Source organism: Chitinophaga varians (genome assembly GCF_014529945.1).
GTDB classification, from domain to species: Bacteria; Bacteroidota; Bacteroidia; order Chitinophagales; family Chitinophagaceae; genus Chitinophaga; species Chitinophaga varians.
This window is the reverse complement of sequence record NZ_JACVFB010000007.1, coordinates 224,393-242,107: the sequence shown is the minus strand read 5'-3', so window position 1 is coordinate 242,107 and position 17,715 is coordinate 224,393. Positions and strand designations below refer to the sequence as shown.

The 17,715-nt window shown below is 50.4% G+C and carries 12 protein-coding genes; 7 read left to right on the top strand and 5 right to left on the bottom strand.

What is annotated here, in order from left to right; translation table 11 throughout:
* The first annotated feature begins 68 nt into the window (after positions 1-68).
* From ICL55_RS29790 to ICL55_RS29765, 6 genes are all read left to right on the top strand, one after another.
* Entirely contained in the window at positions 69-1,202 is a 1,134-nt protein-coding gene (locus ICL55_RS29790) for a FecR family protein (RefSeq protein WP_188104585.1), read from the top strand.
* 405 nt (positions 1,203-1,607) lie between these two features.
* Entirely contained in the window at positions 1,608-5,039 is a 3,432-nt protein-coding gene (locus ICL55_RS29785; RefSeq protein ID WP_188104583.1) for a TonB-dependent receptor, read from the top strand.
* Positions 5,040-5,060: 21 nt separating this feature from the next.
* Positions 5,061-6,491: a RagB/SusD family nutrient uptake outer membrane protein gene (locus ICL55_RS29780; RefSeq protein ID WP_188104581.1), complete on the top strand. Its 1,431-nt coding sequence runs from the start codon at positions 5,061-5,063 to the stop codon at positions 6,489-6,491.
* 20 nt (positions 6,492-6,511) lie between these two features.
* The gene (locus ICL55_RS29775; RefSeq protein WP_246496705.1) at positions 6,512-7,597 is read left to right on the top strand and encodes a TlpA disulfide reductase family protein; all 1,086 of its coding nucleotides are present in this window, start codon (positions 6,512-6,514) and stop codon (positions 7,595-7,597) included.
* A 25-nt stretch (positions 7,598-7,622) separates the two neighbouring features.
* Positions 7,623-8,831 (top strand): TlpA disulfide reductase family protein, encoded by a 1,209-nt coding sequence (locus ICL55_RS29770; RefSeq protein WP_188104579.1) that lies wholly within the window; start codon positions 7,623-7,625, stop codon positions 8,829-8,831.
* Between the two features lie 68 nt (positions 8,832-8,899).
* Positions 8,900-9,259, top strand: a complete 360-nt coding sequence (locus ICL55_RS29765; RefSeq protein WP_188104576.1) for a DUF2200 domain-containing protein — start codon at positions 8,900-8,902, stop codon at positions 9,257-9,259.
* Positions 9,260-9,319: 60 nt separating this feature from the next.
* Here ICL55_RS29765 and ICL55_RS29760 read toward each other — a convergent pair whose 3' ends face one another.
* From ICL55_RS29760 to ICL55_RS29740, 5 genes are all read right to left on the bottom strand, one after another.
* Positions 9,320-10,921, bottom strand: a complete 1,602-nt coding sequence (locus ICL55_RS29760) for a RagB/SusD family nutrient uptake outer membrane protein (protein ID WP_188104574.1) — start codon at positions 10,919-10,921, stop codon at positions 9,320-9,322.
* A 44-nt stretch (positions 10,922-10,965) separates the two neighbouring features.
* Positions 10,966-14,121 carry a SusC/RagA family TonB-linked outer membrane protein gene (locus ICL55_RS29755; RefSeq protein WP_223151642.1) on the bottom strand — a complete coding sequence of 1,052 codons (3,156 nt, stop codon included), beginning with the start codon at positions 14,119-14,121 and terminating at the stop codon, positions 10,966-10,968.
* Between the two features lie 120 nt (positions 14,122-14,241).
* Entirely contained in the window at positions 14,242-15,417 is a 1,176-nt protein-coding gene (locus ICL55_RS29750; RefSeq protein ID WP_188104570.1) for a FecR family protein, read from the bottom strand.
* 83 nt (positions 15,418-15,500) lie between these two features.
* Entirely contained in the window at positions 15,501-16,091 is a 591-nt protein-coding gene (locus ICL55_RS29745; RefSeq protein WP_188104568.1) for an RNA polymerase sigma factor, read from the bottom strand.
* A 195-nt stretch (positions 16,092-16,286) separates the two neighbouring features.
* On the bottom strand, positions 16,287-16,769 hold the full coding sequence (locus ICL55_RS29740) for a DUF4199 domain-containing protein (RefSeq protein WP_188104567.1): 483 nt from the start codon (positions 16,767-16,769) through the stop codon (positions 16,287-16,289).
* Positions 16,770-17,066: 297 nt separating this feature from the next.
* On the opposite strand from ICL55_RS29740, the gene ICL55_RS29735 reads away from it, so the two are divergent.
* Positions 17,067-17,675, top strand: coding sequence for a DUF6630 family protein (locus ICL55_RS29735; RefSeq protein ID WP_188104565.1), 609 nt, complete (start codon positions 17,067-17,069; stop codon positions 17,673-17,675).
* Positions 17,676-17,715: the final 40 nt, after the last annotated feature.

Below are 17,715 nucleotides of genomic sequence, written 5' to 3'. Positions count from 1 at the left end.
CCCCGGGGGTAGGGTAAGACTTCCGTTTCCATACTTACATTATATAACACCTGTAAATTCAAAAATGAATGGACAAGAAAGAACTGGCTATACTCTCGGAAAAGTATCTGGCCGGTACCGCCAGTGAAGAGGAAGTAGGACGTTTGTTGCAATGGTACAATAGTTATGACGCACAGGAACTGACGGCCCATGTAACGGTGGAAGCAGCGGAGACGGAGGACAGCCTGAAGGAGCGGATGTACCGTCGCCTGCAGGTGGCCACACAGCCTCCGCAAAGGCGCATAGCCCGTATATCGTACAGGAAGGTGGCCGCCGCCGTATTGGTCCTGATCATGGCCGGTGGCGGGTACTATCTCTTTAGTAAGATACGGAAACGTGATCTGGTGGCGGATGCTACACCGTTGCCGGTGCATGCCGGCGGTGATAAAGCGACGCTCACACTGGCGGATGGCTCGGCGGTGAACCTTGACAGCATTGGCGCCGGACAGGTGACGTTACAGGGCGTGAAAATGGAGAAGACCCAACATGGACAGATCGTGTATAAGAATAATGGCAACGCTGCGGTGAATAACGTATTACGCACGCCCAGAGGCGGACAGTTCAGGGTAACATTGCCGGATGGTACCGATGTGTGGCTGAATGCTGCCTCCTCCATCAGCTATCCCACCGCGTTTACCGGTAGCAGCAGAGCGGTGTCCGTTACCGGAGAAGTATATTTTGAAGTGGCGGCAGATGCTAAACGTCCATTTGAAGTAAAGGTAAATGATGTCGATGTGCTGGTATTAGGGACACATTTTAATATCAATGCCTATGACGATGAGCAAACGATTAAAACCACGCTGCTGGAAGGAGCGGTACTGGTAAGGACTCCCGGTGCATTCAAACACCTGGAACCAGGCCAGCAGGCGAAAGTAACACCGGGCAATAACCAAATCGAATGGCTGAAACATGTGGACGTTAACAGCGCCGTGGCCTGGAAAAATGGCTATTTCTCTTTTGACGACGCAGACATTCCGACGGTGATGCGGCAATTGGCCAGGTGGTATAACATTGATGTAGTGTATGAAGGGAAAGTGCCGGAAGGTACGTTCACCGGCGAGATTGGGAGAAACCTGACACAAAACCAGTTGATGAAGATATTGAAGCAGGCAAGGATTAATTTTAAACTGGAAGAGGAGAGGAGACTGGTTATTTATCCATAAGTTGAACATCTATCAGCATCTATAACCAACCATTACCAACAACCGGTACCATAAAAACCGGTGAATCGTTTAACCGGGCCTGTACAAAGGCCTGAGTGATTGTCATTCAATAATACCTGTTATGAAGTAAACGTTGCCCACCGGGCATAGAGGGCTTATGCCTCATCCATAAAAAAACCTGGTGTCAAGATTGGCGTCCGCACCAGGTTTGATCGTTGGTTAACCCATTTTTTGAATCTTTCCTGCTACCCCTCACGGGGTGGATGAGGAACATTTGTCAACCAAAAATCAACCTAAGGTATGAAAATTAATGTTGCCGGCAACAGGCACCAAACTTTTGTATCAACCGGGGGTGATAGACCCCTGGTTTCCGAAAATCACCGAATTACCAAAATCTGGAGAGCAATGAAATTGACCGCATTTTTATTAACGGTGGTGGCGCTGCACACCTATGCCACCGGGAATGCTCAAACCGTTACCGTTGCATGCAGGAACACACCCCTACAACAGGTGTTCAGTGTAATCAAACAACAAACAGGATTTGTGTTTTTTTACAGGAACCAGGATTTGTCGGATGTTCGCCCGGTATCAGCGGATATACGCGAACAACCATTAAAAACCGCACTGGCAAGGATACTGCTGGACAAACCCCTGGTGTTTGACATCGAAGGCAATACCATCGTCATTTCCAGGAAGCTGCCTGCGGAAAACAAACCGGAACAACCCGACCTGCTCCCGCCGCAGGAGGTGCAGGGCAGAATAGTCGACAAACATGGAGATGCTGTGCCAGGTGTTACCGTCCGGGTGAAAGGGACCAACATAGCCGCTATTACCGATCAGGCGGGATTTTTTGTACTGCGTAATGCCGATGCCCGCGCTGAGTTGTTGGTTTCCTGTGTGGGATTTGAACCGAAAACAGTCTCACTTGGCGGAAAAACAAAACTGGAGATACAACTCAATGCCAAGGTGGATGACCTGAACCAATACGTGGTAGTAGGTTATGGCAGTACCAAAAGAAAGGACCTGACGGGTTCTGTTGCCTCCGTGAATGTGGAGGAAGTAAAGAACGTTCCTTTCGCCAGCATTGACCAGGCGCTGTCCGGTAAAGCTGCCGGCGTGCAGGTAACACAGGCCGACGGTTCTCCCGGCGGTGTGGCCAAGATCCGCATCCGTGGCGGCACCTCGCTGTTGGGTGGCAATGACCCACTGTACATCATTGATGGTGTACAGGTGACGATCCAGAACCGCTATATCCAAAACCAGGCGGAAGTGGTGAACCCTATCGAAAGGGCGGGCAGTGATGATCCCAATAATTCGGTCAACGGCTCTTTCACCCGTGGCCTCAACAGCCTGGCGGGCCTTAACATCAGCGATATTGAATCCATCGATATTTTGAAAGATGCTTCTGCCACTGCTATCTATGGCTCCAAGGCGGCCAACGGCGTGATCATCATCACCACCAAAAAAGGCAAGCTGAATCAGAAGCCTGTCCTGGAAGCCAATTACTATGCGGGTGTGAGTCAGCCTATCAGGGAAAAACTGTTGAACAGGGAACAATATATAAACCTTTTGCAGGAGGCGGCCCGCACAAAAAATGCTGTCAGGGCCGCCGCCGGGGAGGAGCCTGATCCCGTTGCTACCAACGTTAGCAACAACCCTGAAAGCCTGGGGACTGCCAACACCGACTGGCTGAAGCTGGTATTGCGGAATGCTCTTACCCATAATGCGGATATTTCGGTACGGGGCGGCGGCTCCGGTTCCCGCTACTATACCTCTCTCGCCTATACGAAACAGGACGGGGTGCTGAAAGGAACGGATTTTTCCCGCATCGCCGGGAAAATAAGCCTCGATAACGAAATCACCAGCAAGCTGCGTATCATCACCAACCTGGACTATGGTTTCACCAAAAACAATATTACGAATGGTATATATCCCGCTGCGATGTACGCACCACCAACCTTACCGGCGTATAATCCGGATGGAACGCCATACCAGTTCCTCGGTTCACAGATCGGCGGGTACGATTATCAGGGATATCAAAACCCTATGGTATTGCTGGATGGTATCAATACGGGTAAAACAGCGTCGCTTCTCGGGTCTCTCTCCGGTGATTATGATGTGTTGAAAAACCTGAAGTTCAGAAGTACCTTATCTGTCAACTATAATAATTTCCATCAGCAGAACTATGTGCCCAGTACGGCTGTCATCGCCTCTGCCAATGGGGTGAGCAGTTCCAACGGCGGTACGGCCTCTCAGGGACAGACAGAAGATGTAAACCTCTTTATAGAAAATACCCTTACGTGGGACAAACAGTTCAACGAAAACCACCGGTTGAACCTGTTGGGTGGTACCTCCTGGCAGAAATACCGTTTCAATTCTTTCTCCGCCAGCGGCCAGGGCTTTCCGGATGACAAGTACCTGAATAACATTTCGTCCGCTGCGGTTACGCTGCCGGCTACCGGCAGCTCCGGACAGAATTCGCTCCTCAGTTTTTATATGCGCGCCAACTATGCGCTGAAAGAAAAATACCTGCTCACTTTCACCGGCCGGTCAGATGCTTCTTCCAAGTTCCCTGCGCATAACAGGGTGGGATATTTCCCTTCCGGTGGCGCTGCGTGGCGGATTTCAGAAGAGCCCTTTATGAAGAAGGCAGTATGGGTGAATGAGTTGAAACTACGTGTCAGCGCGGGTTATACCGGTACGCAGAATTTTGGCGACAACCTGTATTATACGTTGTATACGCCGGGTTCCTATGGCGGCGTTAATGCGCTCATTCCTTCGCAGCTGGGTAATAGTAAGATCAAGTGGGAATCTACCCTGCAGAAAGACCTCGGACTGGATTTTGAGCTGTTCGGCTCCCGCCTGCGCGGTGTGATCGGCTACTATGAAAAGATCACCACCGGCCTGTTATTGTCAACACAGCTGCCGCCCAGCTCATCCTACAGTAGCGTGATATCCAATATTGCCACTATCAGTAATAAAGGGCTGGAAGTCGACCTTCGTACCGACTTCATCAAAGGCAAACATTTCCAATGGACAGGCGCCCTGAATATTTCCGGCAACCGTTCCAGGGTGGAAGATATCAACAATGATTTTACGGACCCGAATGACGCAGGCGCAACATACCTGAATGCCAACGCGGTGGTACGCAAAGGAGAGCCGCTGGGGCTGTTTTATGGTTATAAACAAACCGGCATTATCCGTGATCAGAAACAACTGGACGAATATAAAAAAGTGTTTGTGTATGCGAAATACTTTGCGCCTTACCTGGGGATTGGCGACGCCATGTATGAGATTGGCAATGACGGATTCTATAAACAGGACGTGATCGGCCAGGCCCAGCCTGATTTCTATGGTGGTTTTACCAATACATTTACCTATAAGAATTTTAGTTTGATCACCCTGCTTACTTTTTCCCACGGTGGTCAGATGTTGTATATCGCAGATGTACAGAACAAAAATTTCGAAAGTTTTGCCAACCGTGGCGCCAGGATCTTGCAGCGATGGACACCTGAGAACCCCTCCGCTGAAAGGCCCCGCCTTATCTTAGGGGAGTACGGCGCTCATACCAGCAGCGCTGAAGTGTATGATGCTTCTTATCTGAAACTGAAATCTATTACCATCACTTACCAGCTGCCCGCACGCGTCGCCGGCAAAATGCATATCCGCGATGCTTCCGTGTATGCTTCTGCCACTAACCTGTTTACCGTCACAAAGTATCCTGGTCCCGATCCGGAGGTAAGTAACAATCCTTACAGCCTGATCAATGGCAGCAGCGATGTCAGCACATTCCCTACCGTAAAGCAGTTTAACCTGGGCCTGCGTTTCGGATTTTAAAACCAATTAAACCAGCTAATCATGATGAAAAGGATCATATATACGTTTGCGTTGCTCAGTGCAGTGATGATGACAAGTGTGTCCTGCAAAAAGGAACTGGGAAAATTACCGGAAAACGCCAAAGTGGATGGCAATACCATCATCGACCAGCGAACCTCTGAAATAGCCCTCAATGGCGCTTATTACCGGTTTGCAGCGGTGAACGGAGATAATATTACCAAATGGTTTGAACATGAAGTACCGCCTGCGATGTTTGCCGGGTACATGGGATACGGCTACGGGGCTGATCGCGCGGAGACAGATAACAACTATGCCCAGTCCAGCTATGCCAATATTTACTGGACGTCTTCCTATCAGCTGATCAACGCTGCCAACGGGGTGATCAGGGGCGTCACGGCCCTGGATGATAAACGCTTCGCCGGCAACCGTAAAAAGGAGGTGCTGGCCGAAGCCCGCTTCCTGCGCGCATATGCACATTTTAAGCTGCTGAGTTTCTTCGGGCAGTGGTTTGATCTCAGTAGTCCGTATGGAGCGCTTATCCGTGAAGATTTTGTACAGGTGGATGCTTTGCCCAAAGCCCGCAGTTCTGTGAAAGATAGCTATGCTTTTATTCTTGCCGATGTAGACGATGCGATCGCCAATGCACCAGCAGAAAACCAAGCCTGGTATGCTACCCGCTGGGCAGCCATGGCATTAAAAATGCGTATCCTGATGAGCCACGGGCAGCCGGAAGATTATAAACAGGTGACAGACCTGGCAGATTCCATTATCCTGCATGGTAAATACACGCCGGAGCCGCAAACGAAAGATATCTTTTATACAAAAGGCATCAGCAGTACGGAAGTGATACTGGGTATCAAACCACAACAAAACCAGGAAAGCTTTTACTATGTGCTCAGCCGGCAATACTGGCCGGGAGCCTCTTCGCTGTACGTAGCGAAGACTGCGTTGAAAGACTTACTGCAAAATGATCCACGCGGCGCCTGGATGATCGGTACGGAGAACCGTTACGCCAAAGGGACCTACTATTTCCTGAAATATATTAAACAGGGAAATTCGCCTTCCATCCTGTCTGAAACGTCCTACGCTTTCCGGTTGACAGAAGTTTACCTGTTGAAAGCAGAAGCTGTTATCCGCTCTGGTGGCAGTTTACAAGCGTCCCGCAACATACTGAAAGAAGTGATGGGCCGCGCGGGCGTGACCGATTTTAGCGCGGTGGACAATGCATCATCAGTGAATGATATGCTGAAACAGGTTTACCTGGAAATTGTGAGAAACCTGGTGGCAGAAGACGGACAGGAGTGGATGGCATTGTTACGCCTGCCATCTTCCCTGATCCAGGAATTAAGACCGACGGCCAATGATAAGGTTAAATACATTTTGCCGATACCACATAGCGAGTTCCTGTACAACCCTGCTATTGGCCCACAAAATCCCGGCTATCAGCAATAATTCACCTTTAATATTTAACGATGCCTATCCACACTAAAACTTTTATGGCCGCGCTGTTACTGGCAACTGCCTGTAAACAGGCCGCTCCGCCGCATGCCACGCTCACCGCTACGCTGAAAGGGCTGAAAGACACTGTTGTGTTCATCTCCATACCAGTAGGTGATTCGGCTAAAACCGATACCGTACCGGTAAAAGATGGTCAGTTCACCTGGACGGGAGACATTCCCGAACCACAGAAAATCTTCATCGGTACCTCTACCCGTTATATGCAGCTGTTCATGGAGAATACCGCTGTAAGCCTCCATGGTAATATGGACTCACTGGACCAGGCGAAGATCACCGGTTCAGCCACTCACGCCGCCTATGAAGCCTATCAGCAATCTATCAGGGATATTACGGAGCAGGAAGATGCCCTGTATCAGCAGTTTCCGGAGGTGAAAGGCAATGATACCGCGCAGGCCGCGCTGGAGGCCAAAGTAGAGGTGCTGCGTTTGCAACGCCGGGAACGCAGCAAACAATACATCGCCGTGCATCCGGAAAGTCCGGTCAGCGTCGACCTCATTGCCGATATGGCGGTCATCGGCGAATTTGCGCCGCTGGACAGCCTGTACCGTCAACTGAAACCTGCGGCCCAACAAACAGCTGCCGGTACCCGCCTCGGCAAACGGCTGGAGGTGCTGAAGAGGAGCGCTGTCGGTCAGCCGATGATCGACTTTACCCAGGCCGATGTAAACGGCAAGCCTGTACGGCTTTCCGATTTCAAAGGCAAATATGTGCTGCTCGACTTCTGGGCCAGCTGGTGCGGCCCCTGCAGGGCGGAGAACCCCAATGTCTTAAAGGCATACAACACTTTCAAAAATAAAAACTTTACCGTGGTAGGGGTGTCGCTGGATGACAAAGCTGACAAATGGAAGCAGGCCATCGAACAGGACGGCATGCCCTGGATGCAGGTGTCCGATCTGAAAGGATTCCGCAACGAAGTGGCGCAGCAGTACGGCATACAGGCCATCCCTTGCTCATTTCTCATCGACCCGCAGGGGATTATTATCGCCAAAGATCTGAGAGGAGCGGCCCTCCACACGAAACTGGCCGCCACGCTTCAATAATTTTTTTGATAAAAAATAATATCACATGAAAAATAACTGGGTTCTTTTTTCACTCTTGCTGCCCGCGATGCAGGCAGGCGCGCAAAACAATCAGGCTTTTACTTTAAAGGGAGATATCAAAGGGCTGCCTGACCACTATATCTACCTCAGCTATCCGGCAGGTGCTTTGGTATACAAGACCGACAGTGTGATCACACACGGCGGTAAGTTTACTTTCACCGGTACAATAGAACAACCGGTGCAGGCCAGACTGTATACCGACAAACAGAAGGCCATGTATTTTGAAGGCGATGCCGCTTCCTTTTTTATAGAGGCGGCGCCTATGGAGATTAAGTCCACCACCGGTAAGCTGAAAAACGCCAAACTGAGTGGCTCTAAAGTACAGCTGGAGCAGGAGGAGCTGGAGCTGATGAGAGCGCCGGTAACAAAACAGCTCAGCCCTTTGTCTGCTGCCTATGGCAAGTTGAACAACGAATACATTGCCGGTATGCGTGCGAAGAAGACGGATGCTGCGCTGAAGCCGTTGAAAGATCAAATGGATAAGCTGAAAGACCAGATGGAGCCACATTATGAGGCCATGGAGAAAATTGACAAGGCGTTTATTGACAAATACCCGAACTCTTATGTTACCGCCTCGCTGTTGCGTTTTCGCGTGAGCGGTATGCCACTGGCAGAAGGTGAAGCTGCTTATGCCCGTATGTCGCCGGAGATGCAGCAGAGCACTGATGGTAAAGAGATCAAAAAAGAACTGGACGGACTGCGTGCCGGTTCACCGGGAAGCATGGCGCATGTTTTCACTAAAACAGACATGGATGGCAAAACGCTGAACCTGGCCGATTTCAAAGGTAAATATGTGATGCTCGATTTCTGGGCCAGCTGGTGCGGACCGTGCCGCAAAGGTAATCCGCATCTGAAAGAACTGTATGGCAAGTACAAAGACAAAGGCTTTGAGATCATCGGGATCTCAGACGACGACTCCAATCATGCTGCCTGGAAAAAGGCGGTGGAACAGGATGGCATCGGTATATGGCGGCATGTGCTGCGTGGCCTCGACTGGGAAAAGCGAAAAAATAACCTGCCTAATCCGGAAGATGTCAGTGATGACTACGGCATCCATTCGCTGCCCACGAAAATCCTGATCGACCCGCAGGGAATGATCATCGGTCGTTATGGCGGCGGTGGAGAAGATGATGAAGCGATGAATAAAAAACTAAAAGAGATATTCGGCGCATAACCTTAAAAGCCTTGTAAATGAAGATTTACAAGGCTTTTTTAATTGAATATTCAGGGGTATATTTGGTCATGGACACAAGTACACACGATCAGCGTATTGCCAAAATGAGCTTCGCTTCCGTCTATCCACTATTACTCGCGAAGGTGGAGAAGAAAGGCAGGACCAAAGAAGAGCTGCATCAGGTGATCACCTGGCTCACAGGCTTCGATGATAAGCAGCTCGACAAACTGATAAAAGAGCGCGTGACTTACGAAACGTTCTTTCAGGGCGCTACGCTCAATCCCAATGCCGGCCTCATTACCGGCGTCATCTGTGGCTATCGGGTAGAAGACATCGAGAACCCGCTGACACAGCAGGTGCGTTACCTGGACAAGCTGGTGGATGAATTGGCGAAGGGGAGGAAGATGGAAAAGATTTTACGGGGATAACCCATCAAAAGTATCAGCCGTATATCACTGCGGTAAAGCGGATATACGGCTGATCATACATTAATACCCCGGATTCTGCGTCAGTCCCGGTTCTATTTTCAGACTACCGGAATGGAAAGGCCACAGGTAGTTACGCGCCTGAAAAGAGCGGTCTTCTATCTTTAAAGACACCAGGCTGCCGTTCACCAGCCGGGTATGGCCCAGCGCGGGTTTGGTCATTACCTGATCGCCGATCTTCCACCGGAGGATGTCATCATATCTTACCCCTTCACCTGCCAGTTCTATTCTTCGTTCATTCCTGATCAGATCGGTCCATTGCTGTTGCGTATAGGCGCTGTACTTCGCCAGCGTAACATCTGCTTCCGTCATATCAAGGCCGGCCCTGGCCCTCAGCTGGTTGATACAGCTTTTCGTGAGGTTGTCAATTTTGTTCTCCATAATAGTGGCTTCCGCATAGGTCAGCAGCACTTCTGCATACCGTAGTATCGGGAAATGCATGTTGCCGTTGTCCCGGAACGCATCGGTTTCGTCCACGAATTTTCTGAACCAGTAGCCGGAGCGACTGGCACGTTCTTTTTCATAGAACATGGGGCTGTTCTGATCGTATATGTTAATCGGTTCGTTGACAAACATATCGCCCTGGCCCATGATGCTGGCGGCATAGCGGGGGTCTCTGTTCAATTTGGGGTCCAGTTCATAATCCTGTTTGCTGTGATAGGGGCACTCCTCAATTTTATTGCCCTGTAAGGTCCAGTAAGCATCTACCAGCGATTTTAACGGCACGGCGTAAGACTGCCCCTTGCCCGTACGGAAGTGCGGCCCCAGGTGTTCAAAGGAATTGGTGCCGCTGTTGCCATGGCTCGGCATGTCCATTTTGATGATGAACTCTTTGTTGATCTTATCTCCCTTATAATTGAACAGATCTCTGTACACAGGATACAAAGCGTAATTACCGCTGTCCATGATCTCTTTGGCTAACCGCGCGGCCAGCTCATAACGACCGTTGTATAAGGCGTAGCGCATGATCAGGGCTTTGAGAGAGTACTTGTTGAACATATAGCCGTCGGAGTTATACTCCTTGTCGGGGAGGCTATTGGCCGTGGCTTCCGCCATGGGGAACAGCGTATTGAGTATTTCCTCTTTTGATTTGGCTGGTTGTGTCACCTTGGAGATGTCTACCGGTTCCAGATAGAAGGGCACATTGCCCCAGCGGGAAACGATCCTGAAATAGTGCCAGCAGCGAAGGCCTTCCAGGATGCCCTTGTATTTTGTGCGGATGGCTTCATCTTCCACATACGGCGTATTGATACTTTTCAGGTAAGTATTTAAACGGCCGATATGTTTCATATGGATGGTGTAGTAATATTCAAAAGCGCGGGTATTGGCGTCGTAGCTGCCGTTGGCAATACGCTGGTGGTTGTCGCCTTCCACTCTGCTGTAAGCGTTATCGGACTTACTGTCTTCCATATAAAAGAGCAGTCGTCTGTCGCCCTGGTTGGTAAATACGTCCAGGTAGGTGCTGTATACCACACGCCGGAGGTCTTCTTCTGTATTAAAGAACTCATCGAATTTGGTAGCGGTGGGGTCCGGCTTGTCCAGAAATTTCTGACAGCCCGGCATGATAGCGGCGAGTAAAGCAAGTAGGATCAGTCTCTTTTTCATCGTATGCATATTTTGCAGTGGATTGAAATAAATGTTGGCTATGATTAAAACAGGGTGGCTCTGACGCCCAGGCTGTAAACGGCCATGCGGGGATAGTTGCCATTGCCGCCGTCGCGTTCCGGTTCCAGCCCTTCCCATCTGGTGAAGGTGATGGCATCCTGCGCGTTTACATATACGCGCACGTTCCGGATGGTTTTACCTTGTAACGGGAACGTATATCCCAGCTGTAATACTTTCACCCGGAAAAAGGCGGCGTTGCTCAACCATACATCACTGAGGTAAGCGTTGGTGCTGGAGCCGGTCCATACTCTGGGGAACCTGCTGTCGGGTGTTTGAGGCGTCCAGCGGTTGTCGGCATAGTACTGTTGCGGTTTGCCCAATGCGTTGCTGCTGCCGTCTACCAATATAGGGTAGCCCTCCATGCCGTTGAGGCGTCCGGTCCTTTTTCCTACGCCTTGTCCCAGCAGGTTAAAGTCCCAGTTCTTGTATTGCAGGGCCAGGGTAACGGAATAGTTCAGGTGCGGGAAAGGATCGCCGAGGTTGATCCTGTCGGCATCGTTGATGATGCCGTCGCCGTTCTGGTCTATGTATTTGATATCGCCGGGAAGGGTGTTGGGCAGTTTGGCCGGCGTGTTGTCCACGTCGCGCTGGTCGCGGAAGAAGCCATTGGCTTTGTAGCCGTAGTAGTTATCGATCGCGATGCCTTTGTACCATATTTTGTCGTTGTCGTCTTTGAAGATCAGCGTGTCGCCATTGCGGTAGCCGGCCTTCAGTACTTTGTTGCGGTTATCGAACAGCATGGCACCAATGCTGTAACCAAGGTTACCGATTTTATCCTGCCACTGTACAGAAAGCTCGTATCCGTTGTTTTCCACTTCTCCGATGTTAAAGGCTGCTTCGAGAGAACTGGAGCCGGTGATGGGCGGTACAGGGAATCTGGAATAGATAAGATCGTAGGAGTTCTTTTTGTAGACTTCTGCGGTGAGGCTAAGCCTGTTGTCCAGTACGGTCAGCTCCAGGCCGATGTTGCCCTGCTTTTGTTTTTCCCAGGTGAAGTTCATATTGGGCACCCGCATGAGCCATCCCCATTCGTTCACGTTTTCTTCCCACAAATAAGGGTCTACGTTTTCATTGCCGATGAGGCCATAGGAAGCCCGTAGTTTGAGGTTGTTGATGACCCTGTTATTGACCAGCCCTTTCATGAACTTTTCATTGGTGACGTTCCAGGCAACGGCTCCCGCGGGGAAAAAGCCCCATTGTTTGCCGGGCGCGAATTTACTGCTGCCATCGCCGCGGGCGGTGAATTCGAGGATATATCTGTTGTCGAAAGAGTAGTTTAGTTTACCGAAGAAAGATGCTTTGGCGATTTCCTTATAGTCGGTAAAATTGAAGGTCATCACTTCAGAACCGGCGGTGAGGTATATCTTATCGGCCTGATGGCGCAGGCTGCCGGTATAGTTCAGCAGGCCGCGGGCGGTCAACTGGCTCTGGCTAACATCCTGATCGGCGCCGACTTCATTTTTCCATATTTTCACGGGTTTGCCGTTGCCGTCGAAGAACTTGAAAGTCTCCCGCTGCCGCTTGTTGGCCGACTTGCTGATCTGATAAGATACGTTGCCTTCCAGGCTGAGATGCTTACTGATATTGTATCTTGGCCGCAGGTTCACGGAGCTGAAATCGTATAGGTTGTTCCGTGAGCCGCCCCGGTTGATAGACGCGATCGGGTTCATGTCATTATACAGGATATAATGCTCGGGGATGTCGCCGGCGGGGTAGTATATCTGCTGGGCAGGATTCATTTTCCAGAGGTTTTCATATAAACCTGTTCCGTCGTCATTTTCTTTCAGCCGGTTGATCTGTAAACGGTGAGCGTAGAAGTCGGCCAGCAGCACGAACTTATCTGCGATGTTGACATTCGTATTAAAGCGGGCGGAGTACTTGCCGGACCCTTCGTAGGAGTTGAGGCCGTTTTCCTTGAGGTATCCCATCATCAGGTTGAAGGAGCCGATACCACCGCCGCCGGACACGCTCATGGTCACGTTCTGCGAGTTGGCCTTACGGGGCATGCCTTCTTTCAGCCAGTCAACAGAGGGTGTTTCGCCGGATTCCATTTTGCGGATGTCCTGATCGGTATACAGCGGTGTCTGTCCCTGGAAATTCCGTGCTTCATTGTTGAGCCGCATGTAATCGACGCCATTCACGAATTTGGGCAGATCGATGGGTTGCTGTAGCGCGGCCCATGTGTTGACGTCTACTTTAAACCGTCCCATCTGTCCGCGTTCCGTTTCTATGATGATCACCCCGTTGGCGCCCCGTGAGCCATACATGGAGGCAGACGCCGCATCTTTCAGCACGGTGATGCTTTTTACCTGGTTGGGGTCTATATCGTTCAGGCTTTGTTCCATCCCGTCTACGATCACGAGGGGGCTGGCATTCTGGAGGGTGCTGATGCCTCTGATGGTGATGCCGGGCACGCTGCCGGGCAGGTTGGTCGTTTGTTGGACCGTCACTCCCGGAACGGTGCCGGTAAAGGCTTCCTGGAGTTTAGCGATGGGCCTTGTTTTGGTGAGTTTTACATCCACCTGGGCCACGGAAGAAGCCACGTGCCGGCGTTCCACTTCAGAGAAGCCCATCACCACTACTTCAGACAGATTTTTGGTGCCTGTTTTCAGGCGGATCTCCATGTTGGTCTGTAGCTGGGCGCTGACTTCCGTTGGCTGAAATCCGACAGCGCTGATGATCAGCGTAACGGCTTCTTTGGGAACTTTGATTTCAAAGCGGCCGTCGTTGCCGGAGGCCGTACCGATGTTGGTGCCTTTGATGAGGATACTGGCGCCGGGTATGGGTTCCCCTTTTTCGTTGGTGACCCTGCCGGTGGCTACCATGGCGGAATCTGCAGCCGACCGGGTGCGGCTGTTGAGCAGGATGCGGCCGTTGTTGATGGTATACCGTACCGGCTGGTCCCGGAGTGCTATTTCCAGCACACGTTCCACAGAAGCATTTTTTACTTCGATGGTGACTGGTTTGGTGGCAGACATCAGGCTTTCGCTGTAGGCTACGGACAGGCCGGTCTGGCTGGCCATTTCTTTGAGCACCTTTTTGAGGGGTGCGTTTTTTTCCGACAGCGTGATCTGCTGCGACAAGGCTACGGCACTGCATTGCAGGCAGACCGCGAGCAGGAGGAAGGCGGTGAAGCGCATAACGTAGAACATTTTGGTTGAACAGAGCGGTTTTAAACGACAACCCGTTTGGTTGCAGTCGTGTTAGGTTTTTTTCATTGTGATTTATCGATACTATACAAGGTTACATGGGCTGGTATTTTACCGGGTTAGTATTACTTTGATGGTCCTGCCTTCCAGCTTCAGTTTTACGTTGTCGGTTTCCAACATGGGTAATACCTGCTGCAGGGGCAGATTTCGGTTGATGTAACCGCCAAGGCGGTTGGTGGCCGGTATAGACTGATAGTCGGCTTCCACATCATACCATCTTGACAGCTGCCTGAGTATGCTGCCGAGACTGGCATTTTCAAAGTTGAAGAAGCCTGTTCTCCAGGCGGTCGCTTCCCGAAGGTCTGCCGGTTGTACAGACAGTGATCCGTTGGCATTGTCCACTGCAGCGGCCTGCCCCGGGTGCAGGAGGCTCTGGTGATCACCTGATGTGACTTTCACGGCTCCTTCTATCAGCGTGGTACGGGTGGCAGGTTCGTCGGCGTAGGCCATCACGTCGAAGCTGGTACCCAATACCTGCACTTCCATGTTGTTCACTTTTACAATAAATGGTTGTCCTGCAACCGGTTTAACTTCAAAGTAGGCCTGGCCTTTTATTTCCACTGTACGGCTGTCGGGCGGGAAGGCGGTAGGGTAGCGCAGGCTGGAGGCGGCGTTGAGCCATACCCGGCTGCCGTCGGGCAGCACTACGTTGAACTGGCCGCCACGTGGCACTGCCAGCAGGTTGTAACGCACAATGGATGAAGGGCCGGCGGTAATGGGGTATAACAATTGCCCGTTATGTTGCTGCACCTGCACATCCCCCTGGCGGATGACCTGGTTGCCGGTGCTGTCCAGCGTCACCACAGAGCCGTCTGACAGAGTGAGCTGTGCTTTGTTGCTGCCGGGAACACCTATCCGCATGTGCCGCTGTGCGAGCTGGGGCACAGCGGGTTGGCGCGAGGTATAGAAGATGGTGGCCACCGACAACAGCATAATAACGGCCGCGGCTGCACTCCATTTCAGGTACCGGAAGGAGCGCACAGGCACTACCTTGCTGCGACTGATCTCCTGTAGCAGCCTTGTTTCAATACGATTGCCGATCGCTTCGGGCACGTCGTGCTTTTCGTTCATGACGCGCTCAAATTCCTGTTGCATGGCCTGCAACAGGGGCCGTTTGGCGGCGGAGGTGTTCAGCCGTCCGAATAACGCCTCCAGCTCTTCCCGGCTGCATTCACCATCCAGGTATCGCTGTAACAGCTCGTCGTGATAATTTTCAGGTTGCGACATATTGGTTTCCCCATTGAAAACAAAGGGGTACTATATACTATCCGAAAATGTAGGTGAAGGGTACCCCTGTGAAGAAATTTTTTTTAATAGAAAGTGGAGACCAGCCAGATGGCCATAAAGATATCACCATGACGGTATACATAATCTTCGATGAAACGCATGCCCAGCACCATATGTTTTTTTACCGCGTTACGGGAGATGCCCAGCAAGGCGGCGGCTTCATCGTAACTTTTTCCTTCCTGACGGCAGAGGCGAAATACTTTCAGCCGTTGGACGGTCAGTTTGGACAAGGCTTCTTCAAAAAGGCGCTCATACTCTTTGGTCCGTACCGCCTCGTCGGAATGTCCCGGGTCTATGCCAGCCAGCTGTTGATATAGTTGTTCCCGCATCTGCCCGTCGGTGGCCAGTTTGGTAATAGTTTTAAAGACATGGTTGCGGGCAATGCGGTAAAGATACCCGCTGAATGAAAGTTGGGGGTTAATACGGTCCCTGATCTCCCATATTTTGAGAAACACGTCGTGCACCAGATCTTCTGCCAGGGAAGGGACCTTGCAGAAACGCAGCAGATAGATGTATAAAGAAGGATGGTAATGCCGGTACACACTCGAAAAAGCTGATTCATCACCCTGAATCATTCGCAACAGCACCTCTTCCTCCATGGACATACGCTCCATACCTTTTGAAAATAGTTTTTATATAGTCGGTTTATCAAACAGGAAATTATCTTGTATCAGATGTCTGTAAAGATAGAAAACAGGTGAAGGAAATAAAAGCCGGCCGGTGTTAGTTGGGGGAAAATGAAAAGTCCTGCATCTGGGCCTGTATGTTTTCAGGGTTCGGATGCAGGACTGTATAGTACGGTTATCGGATTATTTGGCATCTTTACGGGCCACGGCAGCGCCGATGACGGAGGCTATAACCCCGCAGATTACGCTGCCGATTAATCCGCCGAATATCAGGATTACCACAAAGAATCTTTTAGCAATGTCCAGGCTCTTTTCAATCTGCTCCTCAGGCATATTTTTCTTTTCCATACCCAGTCGGGATGCCTCCAGCATTTTGTCACGTATATCCGGAAATATGACCAGCATGATAGCAGAGAAGATTACTGTAATAACAGAAATGATCAGCGAAGCTTTGAAACCATTCCCGAAAACATTGCCGAAAGTGACATGGCCGTCGTTGATTTTGGAGAAGTTGATGCTGGCGAGGATAATGCCGACCCCCATCACCAGAACGCCTATCCACTTGGCCCACTCATCCTGGTTGAGGTTTAAAATGTAGAGGATGACAGACAGTACCACCATGATTGCGCTGATGATCAGACCATACTGTACATAGTTTTTGTTCATGACGTGATTGATTTTATAAGGATGATAGATGTTGCGCTGTGTTGAGATTAACCATACCGTGCTCTTTCCCTGATCTCGAATATACGTTGAAAGCAATGACGCTCAAATTATTTTTTGTGAAATAAGAAATTGGTTGACAGTCAATTTGTTGGACTAACAGAACGAATTTACTTAAAAAATTTGTAACTATGCTGCCAGATTTTGGTTTCCTGTATGTTGAACCTACCGGCGGGTTTGTTAACCACGACCACTTTTTATGGCAGACAATATGCAACCGATTTAAAAAACTACATACCCATGAAGGCGAACTTTCTCCGTTACCTCGTTTTACCCGAAGAAGAAAAACAACTTAGCACGGTTACCGATGATGAACAACTGCTCGATGCTTTGCTGCAGCAACAATACCTGACCGTTACCGACTGGAAAGGGGAGGACAGCCCCAGGCAGATCGGTAACTTCTTACAGGCAAGGCTAAACGTCCTTCGTCCGGGCTTTCAGATAGATATCGACAGCGTGTACGCCTCCATGGAGGCCGAAGCCTCCGGCTTCAAAGCCGGCGACAGCGTCCCTTTCCTGTTGAGATCATTTCAGGCTTTATTGGAAGAAGAGGATTTTCTCACTGTTCTGCTGGACCGTGGCAACGATAGCTATTATATCGGCCTGATAACAGATAAAAACAAAAAGGACCTCAAAAAACAATCCACCCCTTTGGGAAAGTGGCGGGCTTTGGGTGACCTTTCCGGTGAAGTGCTGTACACCGTATACTGCTCCTGTGGCTCCATGAACGTATGGCAGGTGAAACGGGGAGAATTAATAGACGAGGAAGGTGACTGTACAAACTGTGGTAAAGAGATTTTTGATAAAAAAGGCCAAACTACTTTTAAAGTGATCACGGAATATATCTAGCATCTTTATGCTGATATGACAAGTTTTAGCGATTTTTCCT

Coding starts and splice junctions, on each gene's coding strand:
- ICL55_RS29790 (WP_188104585.1), top strand. CDS start 69: ATGGACAAGAAAGAACTGGCTATACTCTCGGAAAAGTATCTGGCCGGT.
- ICL55_RS29745 (WP_188104568.1), bottom strand. CDS start 16,091: ATGGAGCGTATGTCCATGGAGGAAGAGGTGCTGTTGCGAATGATTCAG.
- ICL55_RS29775 (WP_246496705.1), top strand. CDS start 6,512: ATGCCTATCCACACTAAAACTTTTATGGCCGCGCTGTTACTGGCAACT.
- ICL55_RS29750 (WP_188104570.1), bottom strand. CDS start 15,417: ATGTCGCAACCTGAAAATTATCACGACGAGCTGTTACAGCGATACCTG.
- ICL55_RS29740 (WP_188104567.1), bottom strand. CDS start 16,769: ATGAACAAAAACTATGTACAGTATGGTCTGATCATCAGCGCAATCATG.
- ICL55_RS29765 (WP_188104576.1), top strand. CDS start 8,900: ATGGACACAAGTACACACGATCAGCGTATTGCCAAAATGAGCTTCGCT.
- ICL55_RS29755 (WP_223151642.1), bottom strand. CDS start 14,121: ATGCGCTTCACCGCCTTCCTCCTGCTCGCGGTCTGCCTGCAATGCAGT.
- ICL55_RS29780 (WP_188104581.1), top strand. CDS start 5,061: ATGATGAAAAGGATCATATATACGTTTGCGTTGCTCAGTGCAGTGATG.
- ICL55_RS29785 (WP_188104583.1), top strand. CDS start 1,608: ATGAAATTGACCGCATTTTTATTAACGGTGGTGGCGCTGCACACCTAT.
- ICL55_RS29735 (WP_188104565.1), top strand. CDS start 17,067: ATGAAGGCGAACTTTCTCCGTTACCTCGTTTTACCCGAAGAAGAAAAA.
- ICL55_RS29770 (WP_188104579.1), top strand. CDS start 7,623: ATGAAAAATAACTGGGTTCTTTTTTCACTCTTGCTGCCCGCGATGCAG.
- ICL55_RS29760 (WP_188104574.1), bottom strand. CDS start 10,921: ATGAAAAAGAGACTGATCCTACTTGCTTTACTCGCCGCTATCATGCCG.